Annotated in this window: 19 protein-coding genes; 12 read left to right on the top strand and 7 right to left on the bottom strand. The window is 46.8% G+C overall.

Going from position 1 to position 16,956, the window contains the following annotated elements; all coding sequences use genetic code 11:
- Positions 1–6 precede the first annotated feature (6 nt).
- From K7G97_RS16405 to K7G97_RS16375, 7 genes are all read left to right on the top strand, one after another.
- Positions 7–843 carry a two-component system regulatory protein YycI gene (locus K7G97_RS16405; RefSeq protein WP_058265606.1) on the top strand — a complete coding sequence of 279 codons (837 nt, stop codon included), beginning with the start codon at positions 7–9 and terminating at the stop codon, positions 841–843.
- Positions 844–853: 10 nt separating this feature from the next.
- Positions 854–1,645: an MBL fold metallo-hydrolase gene (locus K7G97_RS16400; RefSeq protein WP_023469840.1), complete on the top strand. Its 792-nt coding sequence runs from the start codon at positions 854–856 to the stop codon at positions 1,643–1,645.
- 106 nt (positions 1,646–1,751) lie between these two features.
- Entirely contained in the window at positions 1,752–3,041 is a 1,290-nt protein-coding gene (locus K7G97_RS16395; RefSeq protein WP_223041084.1) for a S1C family serine protease, read from the top strand.
- Positions 3,042–3,186: 145 nt separating this feature from the next.
- Positions 3,187–3,348, top strand: coding sequence for a CxxH/CxxC protein (locus tag K7G97_RS16390; protein WP_223041083.1), 162 nt, complete (start codon positions 3,187–3,189; stop codon positions 3,346–3,348).
- Positions 3,349–3,420: 72 nt separating this feature from the next.
- Complete coding sequence (rlmH, locus tag K7G97_RS16385; RefSeq protein ID WP_023469837.1) at positions 3,421–3,900, top strand: 23S rRNA (pseudouridine(1915)-N(3))-methyltransferase RlmH; 480 nt, start codon at positions 3,421–3,423, stop codon at positions 3,898–3,900.
- 93 nt (positions 3,901–3,993) lie between these two features.
- Positions 3,994–6,009: a hypothetical protein gene (locus K7G97_RS16380; RefSeq protein WP_223041082.1), complete on the top strand. Its 2,016-nt coding sequence runs from the start codon at positions 3,994–3,996 to the stop codon at positions 6,007–6,009.
- Positions 6,010–6,203: 194 nt separating this feature from the next.
- Positions 6,204–6,680 (top strand): GNAT family N-acetyltransferase, encoded by a 477-nt coding sequence (locus tag K7G97_RS16375; RefSeq protein ID WP_223041081.1) that lies wholly within the window; start codon positions 6,204–6,206, stop codon positions 6,678–6,680.
- Position 6,681: 1 nt separating this feature from the next.
- Here K7G97_RS16375 and K7G97_RS16370 read toward each other — a convergent pair whose 3' ends face one another.
- From K7G97_RS16370 to K7G97_RS16355, 4 genes are all read right to left on the bottom strand, one after another.
- Positions 6,682–7,056, bottom strand: coding sequence for a hypothetical protein (locus K7G97_RS16370; protein WP_223041080.1), 375 nt, complete (start codon positions 7,054–7,056; stop codon positions 6,682–6,684).
- A gap of 27 nt (positions 7,057–7,083) precedes the next feature.
- Positions 7,084–7,236: a hypothetical protein gene (locus K7G97_RS16365; RefSeq protein WP_215148623.1), complete on the bottom strand. Its 153-nt coding sequence runs from the start codon at positions 7,234–7,236 to the stop codon at positions 7,084–7,086.
- Between the two features lie 156 nt (positions 7,237–7,392).
- The gene (locus tag K7G97_RS16360) at positions 7,393–7,632 is read right to left on the bottom strand and encodes a hypothetical protein (protein ID WP_058265610.1); all 240 of its coding nucleotides are present in this window, start codon (positions 7,630–7,632) and stop codon (positions 7,393–7,395) included.
- Positions 7,633–7,647: 15 nt separating this feature from the next.
- Positions 7,648–8,268, bottom strand: a complete 621-nt coding sequence (locus tag K7G97_RS16355) for an HNH endonuclease family protein (RefSeq protein WP_396133879.1) — start codon at positions 8,266–8,268, stop codon at positions 7,648–7,650.
- Between the two features lie 192 nt (positions 8,269–8,460).
- Between K7G97_RS16355 and K7G97_RS16350 the strand changes: the two genes are divergently transcribed.
- The 5 genes from K7G97_RS16350 (at position 8,461) to K7G97_RS16330 (ending at position 14,514) form a co-directional block, all read left to right on the top strand.
- The gene (locus tag K7G97_RS16350) at positions 8,461–8,658 is read left to right on the top strand and encodes a hypothetical protein (RefSeq protein WP_223041078.1); all 198 of its coding nucleotides are present in this window, start codon (positions 8,461–8,463) and stop codon (positions 8,656–8,658) included.
- A gap of 82 nt (positions 8,659–8,740) precedes the next feature.
- Complete coding sequence (locus tag K7G97_RS16345; protein ID WP_223041077.1) at positions 8,741–9,928, top strand: DUF4317 domain-containing protein; 1,188 nt, start codon at positions 8,741–8,743, stop codon at positions 9,926–9,928.
- A gap of 192 nt (positions 9,929–10,120) precedes the next feature.
- Positions 10,121–11,185: an alpha/beta hydrolase gene (locus tag K7G97_RS16340; RefSeq protein ID WP_223041076.1), complete on the top strand. Its 1,065-nt coding sequence runs from the start codon at positions 10,121–10,123 to the stop codon at positions 11,183–11,185.
- A 16-nt stretch (positions 11,186–11,201) separates the two neighbouring features.
- On the top strand, positions 11,202–13,961 hold the full coding sequence (locus K7G97_RS16335; RefSeq protein ID WP_223041075.1) for a glycoside hydrolase family 3 protein: 2,760 nt from the start codon (positions 11,202–11,204) through the stop codon (positions 13,959–13,961).
- Between the two features lie 31 nt (positions 13,962–13,992).
- Positions 13,993–14,514: an SF0329 family protein gene (locus tag K7G97_RS16330; RefSeq protein WP_223041074.1), complete on the top strand. Its 522-nt coding sequence runs from the start codon at positions 13,993–13,995 to the stop codon at positions 14,512–14,514.
- A 50-nt stretch (positions 14,515–14,564) separates the two neighbouring features.
- On the opposite strand, the gene K7G97_RS16325 is transcribed toward K7G97_RS16330, so the two are convergent.
- Genes K7G97_RS16325 through K7G97_RS16315 form a run of 3 tightly spaced genes read right to left on the bottom strand, consistent with a single transcriptional unit; the run spans position 14,565 to position 16,902 of the window.
- Complete coding sequence (locus K7G97_RS16325; protein ID WP_195866082.1) at positions 14,565–15,296, bottom strand: SDR family oxidoreductase; 732 nt, start codon at positions 15,294–15,296, stop codon at positions 14,565–14,567.
- 60 nt (positions 15,297–15,356) lie between these two features.
- On the bottom strand, positions 15,357–15,848 hold the full coding sequence (locus K7G97_RS16320; protein ID WP_223041073.1) for a MerR family transcriptional regulator: 492 nt from the start codon (positions 15,846–15,848) through the stop codon (positions 15,357–15,359).
- A 55-nt stretch (positions 15,849–15,903) separates the two neighbouring features.
- The gene (locus tag K7G97_RS16315; protein WP_195866080.1) at positions 15,904–16,902 is read right to left on the bottom strand and encodes a tRNA dihydrouridine synthase; all 999 of its coding nucleotides are present in this window, start codon (positions 16,900–16,902) and stop codon (positions 15,904–15,906) included.
- Positions 16,903–16,956 lie beyond the last annotated feature (54 nt).

The raw sequence follows: 16,956 nt of genomic DNA, 5'->3' as shown, positions 1-16,956 counted from the left end.
GGATGAATGGACTGGAGTAAAGCGAAGACCTTATTGATGCTGACCTTTTTGATCCTGAACGTCTACCTTGCCATTCAATTGATGGACCGGATGGTCGAGCCGCGGATTGTCGCGACGAGTGCGACCGGTAAATCGATCTTGAAGGATCGTCAAATCGATGAGAAAAAACTACAACCGGTTACGCGAGACATCGGCTATTTAACAGCCGAAGTCGATGCGCGAACACTGGCGCCACTTGCGAGTTCACCGATTCGTGACGCGGTTGCCTCCGTCAAGAATGATGTCGAGTGGTCGGTCCGGTTGACGAAACCGTATCGACTCGAAACGAAGACGATGCGGGATTCCGCTTCATCGTTCGTCCAGGCATCCGTTCGGTATGGTGCCGAATATACATTTTGGAAGTATGATAGTAAGTATCAGGAGATGACATTCGTTCAGACGTATAAGGGACAGCCGCTCTATTCGACACCACAGCAGTCGCGTGAGGACGATGCGATGATCGGACCGTCCCTGCTCGTCTTGCAGCTCAATGATGCGAAGGAAATCGTCAGCTACAAACAACGCCACTTGAACAAGGTCGTCCGGCAAGCGCAGGACGTGACGTTGTTATCGGCAAGTGAAGCGATCGTCCAGTTGTCGGAGCAAGGGTTGTTCCCGGCATCAAAACGGTTGACGAGTCATAAGCTCGGTTATTTCTGTCTCGTCACGGAAGGCACGGAATCGGTTCAAATCCTGCCGCCGACGTGGCAAATCGAGCTCGACAATGAAGAAGTCTACTTCGTCAATGCGATTGACGGCGGTGTCCAGACCGTCGAACGATTGGATACAGTCTCAGAGAAATGAGGAATGCACGATGAGCCTACACTACAGCGTCATGGCCAGTGGCTCGACGGGGAACGCCCTCTATATCGAAAGTGAACAGACCCGCTTGCTCGTCGACGCGGGACTGACCGGCAAGGCGATGCTCGCCTTGTTCGACCAGATTGACCGGTCGCCGCATGGCATCGATGGTCTGTTCGTCACCCATGAGCACTCCGACCATATCAAAGGCGTCGGCATCATGGCACGGAAGTACAATATCCCGCTCTATGCGAACGAAAAGACATGGGCGGCGATGGAAGCGAAGATCGGCAAGATTGATCCGGCGCTGAAGTTCCTCTGGGAAGTCGGAGAGGTCAAGCAGTTCGGTGACATCGAAGTCGAATCGTTCAATGTCAGTCACGATGCAGCAGATCCGATGTTCTTTCAGTTCGCTCATGAAGGAAAACGATTGGCACACATCACGGATACCGGATACGTCTCGGACCGGATGAAAGGTGTCATTCGGGGCGCTGATGCCTATATCTTTGAAGCGAACCATGATATCGGCATGCTCCAGATGGGACATTACCCGTGGAGCGTCAAACGACGGATCCTTGGGGATTACGGACACGTCTCGAACGAGGACGCCGCAATCGCGATGAGCGAGGTCCTGGATGACCGGACGAAACGGATCCACATGGCCCACTTGAGCAAGGACAACAACATGAAGGAACTCGCCCGGATGAGCGTCTCCCAGACGCTCGCGAGCCGTGACGTCGATCTGAGTAAGATTCAGCTTCTCGACACGGATCCGGTCATTCCGACACCACTCCTAAAGCTTTGATTATGGGAAATTACTGAATATGCTCAAAAGACCCCCACATTTGGCTCACTTGCCACGTGATGGGGGTATACTTGTGTAAAGAGAGTCATAAAGGAGGCGTATGTCGATGGATCGACCCGAAGAACCACGGAACGAATCCGAACGATACGAACAGTCATCCGATGAGAGCGGCTTCCCGCCCCGTCAGCCGGCAACGAGCGAACCGGTCAGCCCTTATCGTGAACCATATGAAGAACAACCAGAACCACCGCGTCGTCGCGGTGCCGGAAAAGCCTTTTTCGTCGGTCTGATCGGCGGAATCGTCGGAGCCTTGTTGATCGCCCTCGTCGCGTGGCCGTTCGTCCGCGATGAGATGAAGAGTCCGACTCCGGTTTCGTCGACGACAGCGGAACAGACTGCGACACAGACGACGGAGGATGAAGCCGACATCGTCGGTGCGGTCGGTAAGACGAAGGAAGCCGTCGTGAGCGTGACGAATCTTCAGAGCTCGTTCCAAGGGACCGATCAGGAAACGGGTGCAGGGTCCGGCGTCATCTATAAAAAAGATGGCAATAAAGCCTACGTCGTTACGAACTACCACGTCGTCGAAGGCGCGAGCCGTCTGTCTGTCACGTTATCCGACGGAACAGCACTCGAGGCAAAAGTCCTCGGGGAAGATCCGACGTACGATTTAGCGGTCCTCTCGATTGATTCATCGAAAGTGACACAAGTCGCAAAACTCGGGGATTCGGATACGTTACGTGCCGGTGAAACGGTGCTTGCAATCGGAAACCCACTCGGGATTTTCGCGAACTCCGTCACGCGCGGTGTCATAAGTGCACAGGAACGGACGGTTCCAGTCGATACGAACAAGGATGGACAGCAAGACTTCAATACAGAAGTCATTCAAACCGATGCAGCAATCAACCCGGGGAACTCCGGTGGAGCGCTCATCAACACAGCCGGTCAATTGATCGGGATCAACTCGATGAAGATTGCGGAAGCAAGTGTTGAAGGAGTCGGATTTGCGATTCCGATCAACGAAGCGTTACCAATCATGCGTGATCTCGAGCAAAACGGTGAAGTCGTTCGTCCACAGCTCGGGATTCAGATTCGTGACGTGCAGGAATTCCCAAGCGGATATCGCGAAGATCGTCTGAAATTACCGAATGATGTCACGAAAGGAATCGTCGTCGTCGGTCTAACACGTAACAGTGGAGCCGAAAAAGCGGGTATGAAAGCGAACGATGTCATCGTTGAGATCAACGGAAAAGCGATCGCATCGTTCGCGGATTTAAAAAGTGTCCTCTACCGGGATGCAAAAGTCGGTGATACGGTCAAAGTCACGTTCTACCGGGGCGGTGAAAAACAGACAGCAGATGTGAAGTTGTCGGCCCAGTCACCAACTGTTCAATAAGGCATAACCTGAAAAACCATCCACAGGTCCGACCTGTGGATGGTTTTTTTGAGTGAGGAAACCTGCGCCTTTTCCGGTCAGAAAGGTTGATATTTGTTATACTGGAAGCGGATAAATGTGGATAAGTGAAAGGAGGAGACCACCTGTGGATAAGTACGTTTGTTTAGAACATGTCGAGCTCGCGCTTGACGAAATCGTGGATGAAACAGAACAATACCCGATTCTCGATCAGCTAAATCCAGAAAAAAACATCACGTGTGAATACTGTGACGAACCGGCAACATATCTTGTGTCAAGCAAAAAATAAATATCAACATGTGGATTTGTGGATAACTCTGTGGATAACTCCTGAATTTTCTGTCAGAAAGCGAGAAAAAAGATGCAAATTACCATCATTACGGTCGGAAAGCTAAAAGAGAAGTATTTGAAGCAAGGCATCGCCGAATATACGAAGCGTCTCGGCGCCTACTGTTCGATCCAAGAAATCGAGGTTGCGGACGAAAAGGCACCGGAGCAGTTGAGTGAAGCGGAGATGGCACAAGTGAAGAAAAAAGAGGGCGAACGGATTTTAGCGAAGATTGGACCGGACGTTCATGTCCTTGCACTTGCTATCGAAGGAAAACAACGGACGAGCGAACAGTTCGCGAAAGAACTCGATCAACTCGCGACATACGGTAAGAGCAAGATTGCCTTCGTCATCGGTGGATCGCTTGGTCTCGCACCAGAAGTGATGCAGCGGGCGAATGATACAATTTCGTTCTCGAAGATGACATTTCCGCACCAATTGATGAAGATGATCCTCTGTGAACAGATTTATCGGGCGTACCGGATTAATCGGAATGAACCGTACCATAAATAATTTTTTAGTGTCTGTCTAACTAATAAGTTAGATAGACTTTTTTATTTTGTGATACATTTTATGTAAAAATAAATTTCTTAGGAGAAGAAAGTTATGAATACAATTAAGCCATTAAATTATCCAAAACATAGAAAGTGGAATACTAAAGTTTTTTCACTTCCAAAAATTCCTAGAGGTGAAATAGGTCAGCCAGCAGTTTTAAGAGAAATTCTAAAAGCGATAGTAAATAAGGTTCCTTATGGTACAAAAATGAAGTTTAAAGGTAGCACTAGTAAAGCTACATTAGAAGATTTATGTAGGTGGTTAAGACCTATAGGTTTGATATATCAGGAAAACAGTGTATGGAAAATTTCAGAGGAGAGTAAACGATATTTAGATTCTGAAGATGATTTATATTTAACAGCACTATTTTGTGCCAATGTTAGGTTTATTGGCGAACTCCTAATAACTATAAATACACCACTGACTATTATGGAAATTTTAAAGATAGCTAATGAGGAATATAAATTAAACTGGGATACTAAATCAGAAATAGGCAATAGATTAACTTGGTTTAGGCAATTAGACTTAGTAAGTTTTAATGATTTTGAAAATACGTATGTTTTAAATGAAAAAGGAAAGGAATTTATAAAAAATATTAATTATGTTCATCCAAATGAAATAGAAACAATTCGCGATTTAACAATTGAAGAGGTTGAAGTTCCAGTATCTTCTTGGGCAGAAGAGGTAATTCAAATGAGTCAAGAAGAACTACAGTCTCGAAAACCTTCTGTTGGTTACATTCCAGGAAATATGGCTGATATATATAATACTTTTGATGAGTACATTCAATTGATATATTCTGGTATTGATAAAGAAGCTTTTACTAACTACTCGTGGGAAACTTATAAAATATCTCCATCTTCAGCAAATTCTTTTGTTACGACTTTATCTAATATTGGTTTTTTAAAACGAAAGTCAAGAAGCATATATGAAGCTACATCTATATCAAAAAATTGGATATCTACCAAATCTGCTTTAGATTTAGTTTATTGTTTGCATTCAAAAGTATTGTTTATATTTGAAATCCTAAAAGAATTAGAAGAAAAAGCTTTATCTGTTAAGGAACTCGCTGTAATAGCTAAAGTATCTTACGGATTTGATAAAGAAAGAATAGATGAGATTAGGAAACGCTTAAATATTTTAAAAAGTGCTCTTCTTATTCAAGAAGAAGAGTCTGGCAAGTATAGTGTGACTCAAAGAGCAAAAAATATTTTAAAGAAAGTTAAATTACAAGAAAGAACTACATTAGTCAATAAAACAGATATTGAAGAGGATAACACTAAATATAGCTCTCTGGGAGTGGACAAGTATATAACCGAACTTCGCTTAGCATCAAAAGACTCTTCGAATCCCAATAGATTCGAAAAAGCGATTAAAGATGCTTTTTCGATATTAGGTTTCAATTCATCTTGGCTAGGAGGATCAGGAAATACAGATGTTTTAATACATTCTCCAAGCATACCTAAATTTTCATACACTGTAACTGTTGATGCAAAATCAACGCAATCAGGAGCAGTCAATGAGGGACAAATTAATTTTGATACTTTAAAAGAGCATAAAAAACTTCATTCAGCTGATTATATTGCAGTCATAGGATTCTCTTTTCAGGGTGAACGTCTAATTAAACGGGCTATAGAACATAAAGTAGCATTAATAGATGTTGATTCTCTCGAGAAAATAATAAAATTCCATTTTCAAACGCCATTACAAGCAGATGTATATAAAAAAATATTTATGCAAGTAGGAAAAATTGATATTAGTTGTTTAGAAGTCGATAGAAGAGAAATTGAGAGGTCAAGAAAGTTATTACAAGCAGTTATGGAATGTCTTGTTATAGAAAGTAATGATACTGTGACTGAAGGACTATTAGAAGAAAAAGATATATATAGAACTTTAAGAAGCGATGAAAGTTTTGATACGCCTCCTTCATTGAATGAAATTGCTGAAGTGCTGCAGTTTTTATCTTCATCACTAATGAAATGCGTTGGTCGTTCTAAAGAAAATTACTATGCTATAGGTACAGTATATGATGCTATGAACAAACTTGATTTTTATGCTAAAGCATGATTAGTAAACTAGAAAAAATTTGAAAATCTAAATAAGATGAACAACTCATACCGATTAAATTAATAAAAATCATAAAAAAGATTATCTTTCTTATGGAATTAATGTTGAAGATAATCTTTATTTTAAAAATAGATAGTCAACTTTATATTTTACTTAATATAAAAGGATAAAAACATAAGCGAAAGGGAGACATAATGATTATTCAGGCCATTGAAAAGGAAACACGTAGTCAGGTTAAAGCCTTTTTTACCAAGCACTGGGGCAGTTCACAAATGGTAACGTCGACAGGTGTTCATGATTGCAGTCTGTTAGACGGGTTTTATGCCATAAACGATGATCATGAAATCATTGGACTGATTACCTATCATATTACTTCGCAGACGTGCGAAATCATTTCACTGGATAGTCTTGAAGAAGGCAAAGGAATTGGTTCACGATTGATGCAAGTGGTAGAGGAAAAGGCAATACGGCAACAATGCGACTTGCTGACACTCGTTACAACGAATGATAATGAGCATGCGATACGTTTCTATCAACATCGGGGATATACAGTATCGCAAGTGATTCCGAATGCCGTGGACCTTGCACGCAAAATAAAACCGGAAATCCCGTTATACAATGAAAAGGGAGTTCCGATTAAAGACGAAATCGTCTTGATAAAACATTTATGAGTTACTTATTCGTTGTTGATGTTAGAACTTCTAAATAATCTTTCTCACTCTTGAATTGATCATTCACAATCAAATCCGGTGAAATCAAATAGGTTCCGGCATATTCACCGTGCGTAATTTTAAAGTACCATGCTTTAGGTGCGAGTAGACTTTTCGATTGATGAATCTGCTCTCGTGATAGTGGCGTCCAATCTGATTGATCTTGTGAATTAGCAAAAGAGACAAAAATCGATTGATCAGCTTGAATCAATAGTACAAGATCGCTGTCTTGTAAACGCGATGGATTGACGTGGGCGAGGATCGGGTCAACAGACTTAGCGATAAATCCGCCAATAGTATCGTGTGACTGCTGTTCCTCGATGAATTGTTGAATCATAGTTATCCTCCTGACTGGATCTATGGATTACTCCGACTTTTCTTTCGTGATGATACCGATACCGCAACCAAACAGCATGATGATGCCCGTAACGAGTAACGCAGGCACGTGACTTTCTAGTGCCATATAGAGACCTGCACCACTTAAAATGACGCCGGTTGGGATCAAAACGTTTCGCATAAAGTATTCCTCCCGAAAGGATAATGACGTTGTTTTCACTATACCGGATAGAACGTCAGATAAAACGCATACTTTAGTAAATAATGACAATCTGATTTTGAATATGCATAACGAAAACAGACGCCGCCCATTAACTTGGACAGCGTCTGTTTTTCGTTATGTTCGCTCTAGTACATTGACGAGCATCTGATGGATGACGTCATGATCCCGAACGTCATGGACACGATAACTGCCAGGTAACGTATAGACGTCTATTGCCCCGACATAAGCAATCTTTAGTTCCAACGTCCCGTTTTCCTGACAGGTCGTCCGGAGTTCGAGTTCACCGCTGATGACACCGACTTCTTGCGTCATGACACCATGTGTGGCGGTAAAGGTAGAGGTTTTCGTTTCCATCGAATCGACTCCTTTTTAGTATGTACATGTGTTCAACATCGTTTGTAAGGCTGTTTTTTCACTCGACTGTAAGCTGAGGTTCCAGCGGCTCTTCGTATTGATCCACATCTTCGAGTAAGCGCAGCTCGCACCTGCTCGTGTCGGCTTCCATGTCGACGGATCCTGATCCCCTTTTGAACGGTTCGAGCTTGCAGAGACAGCGATCAATTGAGGACCTGTTAAATCGTTTGCGAATGCTTGACGTGTCGTCGTCGTCCAGCTGCTTGCTCCTGAACGCCATGCTTCCGCAAGCGGTACGACGTGATCGATGTCGAGGTCAGATGGATTCGTGAATGTCAGTCCGTCATAGTAACTATACCAAGAACCGGATGTGACGGGGCACGATCCGACATATGAATCGGCGTCACGTTTTAAGACGACTTGTCGTGTATCACAGCCGCTTCCTTGACTGATCCAGTGCGGGAACAAATCACGTGAATAACCGGTCATGCTGCCTTCTGTTTTAACCGTTAAGGCATCGAGTTGAGACTGGGCCGTCGCTTTTGATGAGATGCCCGAAGGTAGTGCGGAAACGGATGTCGTATCGAATTGGAAAGCGGTCAGGCAGACGAGCGTAGTGATGACGATGGACTTGATGGCTTTGAACACGTGTCATTCCTCCTATGTATGAGACGAGATGATGTGAAGACACCCTTCACAATTTTTAGTATGGCATCACTTATTTAGGAGAAAATGAATATCGTGTAAATGTTATTAAAATTAAACTTTTGTCATTATATTGAAGGGTCTGATGTTAGGATTTAGGTGGAGAAGAAAGGAGACTACATCATGAACGAACGAATTAGAGGATGGTTGATTGTGTTCGGCGTATTTTTAGTCGTAAGTGGCACGTTGACGGAAGCGCAACGTTATTTCAACACAAAAGAACTAGATAATTGCATCGCGCAAGCTCGCGCCGCCCACCAAGAATATGAATATGAGATCGCTAATCCTGTCACACGCGCGTATTCATTCCGTGCGCATTGATTTTCTAAAAGATGTCGGGTCATCTCGCATATGGTACGCTTTTCAGGAAGCAGGATTTTAATGATTCGAGGAGCTGGTATGCATGAATAAAAAAGACATCGCCGACATCCGTCGTCATTTCAAGATGGATGCCGATTTACTAAAAATCCATGAAATCTACAACGTCTATATCCGAAAAGAGACGAGCGAAATCTATCATGAGGAAGCCCGACCGTTTCCGTTGCTTGATCCGGAGCAACAGGAACTGTTCCTTGCGAACTTCAAGAAAGTACTAGGTGGAAAACTCGACGTCAAGCTGTTCGAGGTCAAGTTCACGCATCCGGAAGAAGGGGAGACGGGTCATACGCAGCAGCTTCTTTATGAAGGACTGTATGCGGAAGAGCCGGAGGACTGGGTCGAACAGATGCAGACGATGGCGTTGAAGATGGTTCAGGACGTTCAGTACGAGAACGACCTTGTCGTCACGTTCATTCGCGGACAATACTATAAAACGACGAAGCGCCAAGCGGATGAGACAGAGATCGATCCGAATGACGACGTCTATACGACGCCGTTCATCCTCGGTAGCCTTAACTTAACGGAGTTACCGAAACAATCGCTCGTCTTTGATTTTGTCGAACGCGAATTCAAGTCGAACTTATTCATCAATCCGGTCATCAAACTGGCATCACCGATCGGTGGATTCCTCTTCCCGACCTTCACCGACAACGCAGCAGACGTCAATCATGTCTTGTATGCGGCGGGCAAGCCGAATAAACCGGATTTTGGCTTCCTTGAAAATGTCTTGAACGGTCAACCAATCGTCACGGCAGATGAGGATAAAGCGATCTTCGAGGAAATCGTCAAATCGGTCGTCGGTGAATCGATGGATACGAAGACGTTAGCCGGTGTCTATGAAAACATCAACCAGTTGATCGTCGTCGAAGAGGATCAGGGTGAGGAAGAAGTACCAATGCTCGACGTTCAGGAAGTCGAGCGTGTGCTCAAGGCAAGTGGTGTCGAAGATGTCAGCACGGAACAAGTCGAACGGGCGTTCAAGACGGTCGTTGACGACCCGACATACGAGATGAAAGCGAGTAACATCGTCCCGAACTATGAAGCGAAATCGATTAAAATCAATACGAAGGTCGCGAACATCGCAATTAGTCCGCAAGACTTGAAGTACGTCAAACAAGTCAACTATCAAGGGAAACGCTGCCTGTTGATCGAGGTCGAGGAAGACACGGTCATCGATGGCTTTACAATCGTTTCACAAGAACAATTACGATGAGGATCAGCGCAGGCGACTGCGCTGATTTTTTTAGGTGAAACATTTGCTTCGTCTGTCAAAGACAGGTATATTATGATGTAAGCGGTCTCTTTTTTAAAAAAGAGGCATTCGAAATTTTTTTAACTGTTATCGAAAGCGCTTTCGATAACGATTTGAATAAGAAAGGAAGCGATTCATTTGTCTACTGCCTCGATGCAAGATTTGCTACGAACGTTGCGAAATCGTTCATCGATTCATCAAGACGGACTCGAAATCGTCGATAAGCCGATTCCTGACGTCTCAGCTCCGGGAACACTCGATCCGCGTGTCCGTGAGGTCGTTCTCACGCAGCGTCCATCGGTCTCGATTCCAGAAGGGGCGTCGCCAGTTGAATTGGCGCGTGCTGGCATGGGGTGGAACAACGAAGACGTGACGACCCGACAGATTGCAACAGACGTCTTTGCGATTCCAAGACCCGATACCACGATCGAAGCACGGCTGTATCGTCCGGAAGCAGCGCGTCCGCTCCCGCTCGTCGTCTATTTCCATGGCGGTGGTTTTTTCGGTGGCACGCTCGAGACGGTCGAGAATCCATGTAAGGCATTAGCCGATAAAGCGAACGTCGCCGTCTTGTCGGTCGGCTACCGATTGGCACCCGAGCATCCGTTTCCAACAGGGCTTGAAGATTGTCATGCATCGATCGATTGGGCAGTTGAACACGCTGACCGACTTGGGATTGATCCAGGCGCAATCGCGGTTGCCGGTGATAGTGCCGGTGGGAACTTAGCGACGGTCTGTTGTTTGCTCGACCGCGAGCGTCCGACGCCGTATATCCGCTATCAAGTCTTGTATTATCCGGTCGTCAATGTCGGGGAACATCCGAATTCGGAATATGACTGGACGCTTGAAGCGTATGACCGACAAACGGAACCGCAGTTACTCGAACGAATCATTTTGTCGCTTCAAGATGAAGAAGGTGTCCTCGAGCAATGGTACGTTCAAGCAAGTGATTCGACGGATCAACGGATTTCACCGTTGTTCGCGACGCTCGACGATCTACCAGAGGCACTCGTCATTACGGGAGAGTTTGATTACTTACGTCTCGAAGGAGAAGCGTATGCGAAAAAGCTCGCGCGCGCCGGCGTCAAGACTCGTTATCTCCACTACCGCGGGATGGAACATGCCTTTCTTGATAAACTCGGTCTGTATCCGCAAGCCGAAGACAGCTTAGACGAAATCGCGAAGGACTTAAAACGACTCTTTTCTCAAACTAACTAATAAAGGTGGATGACGTATGACATACACACTCGATTGGCAAGCCTATACAAAACTCGCACGACAAACCGTCGCGGAAGGGGCGGTCCTCTTACAAAATGATGGTGTACTCCCGTTACAACCCGCATCGACGGTCGCTGTCTTCGGACGTAATCAGTTCAACTACTATAAAAGTGGAACAGGATCAGGCGGGATGGTCAACGTTACGAACGTCGTCAGTCCGCTCGATATGCTACGCGAAGACGTAACGTTGAACGCAGACGTCCTCAAGGCGTACGAGAACTGGATTGAAGACCATCCGTTTGACCAAGGGGAAGGCTGGGCAGCCGAGCCGTGGTCGCAAGAAGAGATGCCGCTTGACGCGACACTCGTTCAGCAAGCAGCACTTGACTCCGATGTTGCCTTGATCATGATTGGTCGTACGGCTGGGGAAGATCGCGACAATACAGCGGATCCAGGGAGTTATTTTTTAACGGAGACGGAACAGGAGATGCTCCGTCTCGTGACGACATCTTTCAAAAAAACCGTCGTCGTCTTGAACGTTGGGAACATCATCGATATGCGCTGGGTCGAAGAGACGACGCCAAGTGCTGTCCTCTACGCGTGGCAAGGAGGAATGGAAGGCGGAACTGGATTGAGTGATCTCTTGCTCGGCCGCGTCTCACCGTCCGGAAAATTACCGGATACGATCGTCCGTTCACTCGATGATTATCCATCGACACCACACTTCGGTCATGCCGATCGTGCGTTGTATCAAGAAGACATCTATGTCGGGTACCGTTATTTCGAGACGTTCGCACCGAAAGCAGTCTTGTATCCGTTCGGTTATGGGTTATCGTATACGTCGTTCGACCTTACGACAGACGTGACGACGTCAGATGATGCTTGGACGGTTACAGCGACGGTGACGAATACCGGTCAGACGAGCGGGAAGGAAGTCGTACAAGGTTATCTCGAGAAACCACAAGGACAACTCGGGAACCCGACGCGTCAACTCGTTACGTTCGGAAAGACAAAAGAACTCGCACCAGGCGAGCAAGAATCTCTCACACTCGTCGTACCGTTCGCCTCATTTGCGAGTTATGACGATAGTGGTGTCACCGGGCATAAATCGTCTTATGTCATCGAACCTGGCACGTATCAGCTCTATCTTGGAACGGACGTCCGGTCGGCGGTTCCAGTCGCAAGCCATTCCGTCGAGACGCTTGACGTCACGGACGTCTTAACGGAGAACATGGCACCGGTGACGGCGTTTGAACGTATCAAACCACAAGCGACCGAAACGGGATATACGGTGACGTATGAAGCGACACCACTACGGACGATCGATCCGGAACAACGTCGTCAACAGGAGCGTCCTGTTGAACGGACGCAGACGGAAGATGCCGGTTGGAAGTTACGCGACGTCAAAGAAGGACGGGTCACGCTCGAGACGTTTCTCGATCAATTGACGGATGCGGATCTCGCTGCGATCGTCCGGGGCGAAGGGATGAACTCACCTCGCGTCACACCAGGAACGGCGGGCGCCTTCGGTGGCGTGACGACAGAACTCGAAGCACTCGGCATTCCAGCAGGCTGTTGTGCAGATGGTCCATCTGGAATCCGGATGGACATCGGGACGAAAGCCTTCTCGTTACCGAACGGAACGTTGCTTGCCTCGACGTTTAACACAACATTGATTGCCGATCTATTTGAGATGACCGGTCTTGAGTTACGGAAGAACGAGATTGATACGTTGCTTGGACCCGGGATGAACCTTCACCGCCATCCACTCAATGGACGGAACTTCGAGTATTTCTCGGAAGATTCGTATCTGACTGGAAAAATGGCAGTGGCACAACTCGACGGCATGCACCGTGTTGGTGTGACGGGAACGTTGAAACACTTCAGTGCCAACAACCAAGAATTCCATCGGCATGATCTGGATTCGATCGTATCAGAACGGGCGTTACGTGAGTTGTACCTGAAAGGGTTTGAGATGGCCGTCAAAGACGGGAAAGCCTACTCGATCATGACGACGTATGGTGCCATCAATGGGATCTGGACTGCCGGCTTATATGATCAGAACACACGTATTTTGCGCAATGAGTGGGGCTTTGACGGAATCGTCATGACCGACTGGTGGGCGAAGATCAACGCCGAAGGAACGGAAGCAAACCGTCAGCAAACGGCGACGATGGTCCGTTCGCAAAACGATCTCTACATGGTCGTCGGCGAACCGGGAACGAATCCGTTCGAGGATGATACATTGACGGCTCTCGCTGACGGAACACTTCGACGTTCCGAGTTACTGCGGAGTGCCGCGAACATCTGTCAGTTCCTGTTACGCTCACCGGTCATGGACCGTGTGATGGGAACGGCGTCACCTGTCGAGGTCCTCGGGGCACCGGTCGAAGAAGAGACGCTCGAAGAGCAAGCGGTCTCGCACCAACGCCTCATCAGTGGAGATGCCTTCCCGTTAACGGACGTCACGACGACGACAGGAAGCAGTCATGTCTTCGCTGTCACGGCGGAAGAGACAGGGATGTATCAGGTCACGTTGACGGCACGTTCGAATGCTGGTGAACTGGCGCAGATGCCAGTGACATTGTTTGCGAACAACATGCCGGTCGCGACCTTCACCTTCAACGGAACGAACGGCGAGTGGGTCAGTCAGACGAAGGACGTCTTCGTCTTCAACCCACACAACTATCTGAAACTCTACTTTGCACTCGGTGGTCTCGAGTTAAAAGAGTTGACGTTTACGCTTGCGGAATCGTTTCATATGAAGAACGGCTGATTAGATTAGCCGGACGGAAAGGACGGATTGCGTGCAGTTTTCCATCATCAAAAAACGGGTCGAGCAACTGCTTGCCCCGTCGTTACAGGGACGGATTGCTTTTCATGCAGCCGTCTACCGGATTCAAGATAGTCCTAGTCGCGTCTGGGTGACGTTTGACGGTGAAGAGATTCTCGGAGCAGACGACTTTCGATTCGAACGGGAAGTGGAGCGGCGTTATGCGTTACAAGCTACACAGTTACCGGATAAACCAGAAGCATCCTTCCGAGAATTATGGCAGTCCGACTGGTTGAAACAGTCGCATGCGTTATCGGCGGAGATCGAACGACAGGTCAAACAGGACGGATACGTAGCGAACTACGAAATCCAACAGGACTTGTTGCAGTACCCGAACCTCGCGTTCGAACAAGCGCTTGTTCATCCACATCCTTTCATCCGTGGCATCGCACGGCTCGATCGGCGACTCGGCAAACGACGTTTCTTATCGCTGACGCATCAGTCTGACTTTGAACAATGGTGTGCAGATACGCGGCAAACCGTCGAACGCTGGTGACACGAAAAAGCACGCTTCCTCAAGTCGAGGAGGCGTGCTTTGTTCTAGGATCATGGTGTTTGTTTCGTGATCGCTAACGCAACTTCACGTACAGTGACGTCTTGCGGCATAGAGTAGATGAAGAAAACCGTATCCGCCACATGACGTGGATCAAGCGTGATACCACCAATCGTTGACTTCCAATCTTCAATTCCTGAGACAAGTGCTTCATTCGTGACATGGTGCAGTAATTCTGTTTCTGCATATCCAGGAGAGACGAGAGAAACCCGAACATTGTGTTCGGCGACTTCTTGGCGAATCGTTTCCGTTGCTCCATGGACACCAAACTTACTTGCAACGTAAGCAGCATGATTCACAAACGCTTTGAAGCCGGCAATGGAAGACATGTTGAGGATCGTCCCATGCTGACGATTTTTCATATCCTCAAGCACGATTTGCATCCCGTTCAACACACCTCGGACATTCGTGTCGAGCATCGTCTGCCATTCCTCAGGTTGTTGCGTCTCGATGTTACCGAGCAACATGACACCGGCATTATTGATGAGAAGATCGGTTTTTCCATAACGTTCTTCTGCTTCCCGAACAGCAGATTTAAAAGCAGTAAGATCTGTCACGTCGACTTGTTTAAGAAGGACATGCTCAAAATCGAGTGGAAGTTGCTCCATTTTCTCAAGACGTCTTCCAAGTAATAAGAGCGGAAACCCTTCCTTGTTAAAACGTTTGGCAATTTCAGCACCGAATCCCGAGCTTGCACCTGTAATGACGACTAATGGTTTATTCATGAGATAATCCCTTCTTTCTGTATGATTATCTCGACTTTATCGGTTAAACCTTAGTTTAAGTCAACCCCTTTGCTCATCAAGATGAGTCAGAGCATCGATGGACTGTCCTGCTGCCAAAAGACGCTCAAATTGTTCTTGAAGATCCGGTTGGAACAGAGTGGTGCCAGGTATGAAGTGAAGTGATTCGGTTCCAGCTTCGATGGCTGTTTTGTAGTACCACTTCTTGAAGCGAAGAAATGCTTGTTGCGCTTGTAATTCCTCGATTTTTGCTTGTAGATGTCGTTCTTCTTCATCCAAATAGTCGTATCTCTGACGAAGAGAGGCATCGCCTTGCATACATAATTCAATAAACGTCGCAATCGTTTTAATCGGCACACCGCTCCGTTTCAGACAATCGATTGTTTCAATATAATTGAAATCATTTTCCTTGAATTGCCGTCGCCCGTGCTCATCACGATCGACAAACGGAAGTAACCCTTTGCGATCATAAAACCGAATCGCGGAAGTTGAAATTCCCATCCGTTCTGCTACTTCACCAATGCGCATACTCATTCGTTAGTCCTCCTGTCCAAAAAAGAGAAGTCGTATTCGACTTCTCTTTTACGTATCATGAAATTGAAAACGAGTTGACCTCGTGAATCCCTTCTTCTTCAACGAAGGCGTCGAGTAAAGCACGCACTTCATCCGTTGAGTTCGTCTCCATCAATTTGACCCGCAGTTCACTCGCACCGCGGAATCCGCGGACGTAAATCTTGAAGAACCGGCGTAATGGCTTGAAGAGACGTGGCTCGAATTGAGCCGAGTAATGATCATGCAAATCAAGCTGCAGACGTAACAAATCGAGGAGTTCTTGGCTCGAATGTTCTTTTTTCTCGACTTCGAATGCAAACGGGTTGTGGAAGATCCCGCGACCGATCATGACACCGTCGACACCGTATTTCTCGACGAGTTCAAGCCCGTGTTGGCGATCGTTGATATCCCCGTTGATCGTCAGTAACGTCTGTGGTGCGATCTCATCGCGTAACTTCTTGATTTCCGGAATCAATTCGAAGTGCGCTGGAACGGCGCTCATCTCTTTACGTGTCCGGAGATGAATCGAGAGGTTCGCGATATCTTGCTCGAGGATGTGGCGCAACCAATCGTGCCACTCTTCGACCTTCGTATAGCCGAGACGCGTTTTGACGCTGACTGGGAGACCGCCCGCTTTTGCAGCTTGGATCAGTTCAGCCGCGACTTCCGGACGATTGATCAAGCCGGAGCCTTTACCGTTAACAGCAACGTTATGGACGGGACAGCCCATGTTGATGTCGATTCCGCTAAAGCCCATCTCTGCCATGCCGATGCTCATTTCGCGGAAATATTCCGGTTTGTCGCCCCAGATGTGAGCAACCATTGGTTGTTCATCCTCCGTGAACTCGAGACGTCCGCGGACGCTCTGTTTGCCTTTCGGATGACAGTAGCTTTCTGTATTCGTGAATTCCGTGAAGAAGACGTCCGGACGCGCCGCTTTTGCGACGACGTGGCGGAAGACGACATCGGTGACGTCTTCCATCGGTGCTAAGACGAAAAATGGTCGTGGTAGGTCCTGCCAAAAGTTCTTTTTCATAGTATATTAAACCCTTTCCTTAAGGTAATGCACATGTGTGGTTAAAGAATTTCA

This window comes from Exiguobacterium acetylicum (assembly GCF_019890935.1).
GTDB lineage: Bacteria > Bacillota > Bacilli > Exiguobacteriales > Exiguobacteriaceae > Exiguobacterium_A > Exiguobacterium_A abrahamii.
Note: the sequence above shows the minus strand (reverse complement) of the source record. Positions and strands in the feature narration are given on the sequence as shown.

Bases quoted from the DNA above. Each gene is read 5' to 3' on its own strand.
- K7G97_RS16380 (WP_223041082.1), top strand. From the start codon at position 3,994: ATGAATACAATTAAGCCATTAAATTATCCAAAACATAGAAAGTGGAAT.
- K7G97_RS16365 (WP_215148623.1), bottom strand. From the start codon at position 7,236: ATGCGAAACGTTTTGATCCCAACCGGCGTCATTTTAAGTGGTGCAGGT.
- rlmH (WP_023469837.1), top strand. From the start codon at position 3,421: ATGCAAATTACCATCATTACGGTCGGAAAGCTAAAAGAGAAGTATTTG.
- K7G97_RS16370 (WP_223041080.1), bottom strand. From the start codon at position 7,056: ATGATTCAACAATTCATCGAGGAACAGCAGTCACACGATACTATTGGC.
- K7G97_RS16335 (WP_223041075.1), top strand. From the start codon at position 11,202: ATGACATACACACTCGATTGGCAAGCCTATACAAAACTCGCACGACAA.
- K7G97_RS16340 (WP_223041076.1), top strand. From the start codon at position 10,121: ATGCAAGATTTGCTACGAACGTTGCGAAATCGTTCATCGATTCATCAA.
- K7G97_RS16400 (WP_023469840.1), top strand. From the start codon at position 854: ATGAGCCTACACTACAGCGTCATGGCCAGTGGCTCGACGGGGAACGCC.
- K7G97_RS16375 (WP_223041081.1), top strand. From the start codon at position 6,204: ATGATTATTCAGGCCATTGAAAAGGAAACACGTAGTCAGGTTAAAGCC.
- K7G97_RS16345 (WP_223041077.1), top strand. From the start codon at position 8,741: ATGAATAAAAAAGACATCGCCGACATCCGTCGTCATTTCAAGATGGAT.
- K7G97_RS16360 (WP_058265610.1), bottom strand. From the start codon at position 7,632: ATGGAAACGAAAACCTCTACCTTTACCGCCACACATGGTGTCATGACG.
- K7G97_RS16325 (WP_195866082.1), bottom strand. From the start codon at position 15,296: ATGAATAAACCATTAGTCGTCATTACAGGTGCAAGCTCGGGATTCGGT.
- K7G97_RS16395 (WP_223041084.1), top strand. From the start codon at position 1,752: ATGGATCGACCCGAAGAACCACGGAACGAATCCGAACGATACGAACAG.
- K7G97_RS16405 (WP_058265606.1), top strand. From the start codon at position 7: ATGGACTGGAGTAAAGCGAAGACCTTATTGATGCTGACCTTTTTGATC.
- K7G97_RS16320 (WP_223041073.1), bottom strand. From the start codon at position 15,848: ATGAGTATGCGCATTGGTGAAGTAGCAGAACGGATGGGAATTTCAACT.
- K7G97_RS16315 (WP_195866080.1), bottom strand. From the start codon at position 16,902: ATGAAAAAGAACTTTTGGCAGGACCTACCACGACCATTTTTCGTCTTA.
- K7G97_RS16350 (WP_223041078.1), top strand. From the start codon at position 8,461: ATGAACGAACGAATTAGAGGATGGTTGATTGTGTTCGGCGTATTTTTA.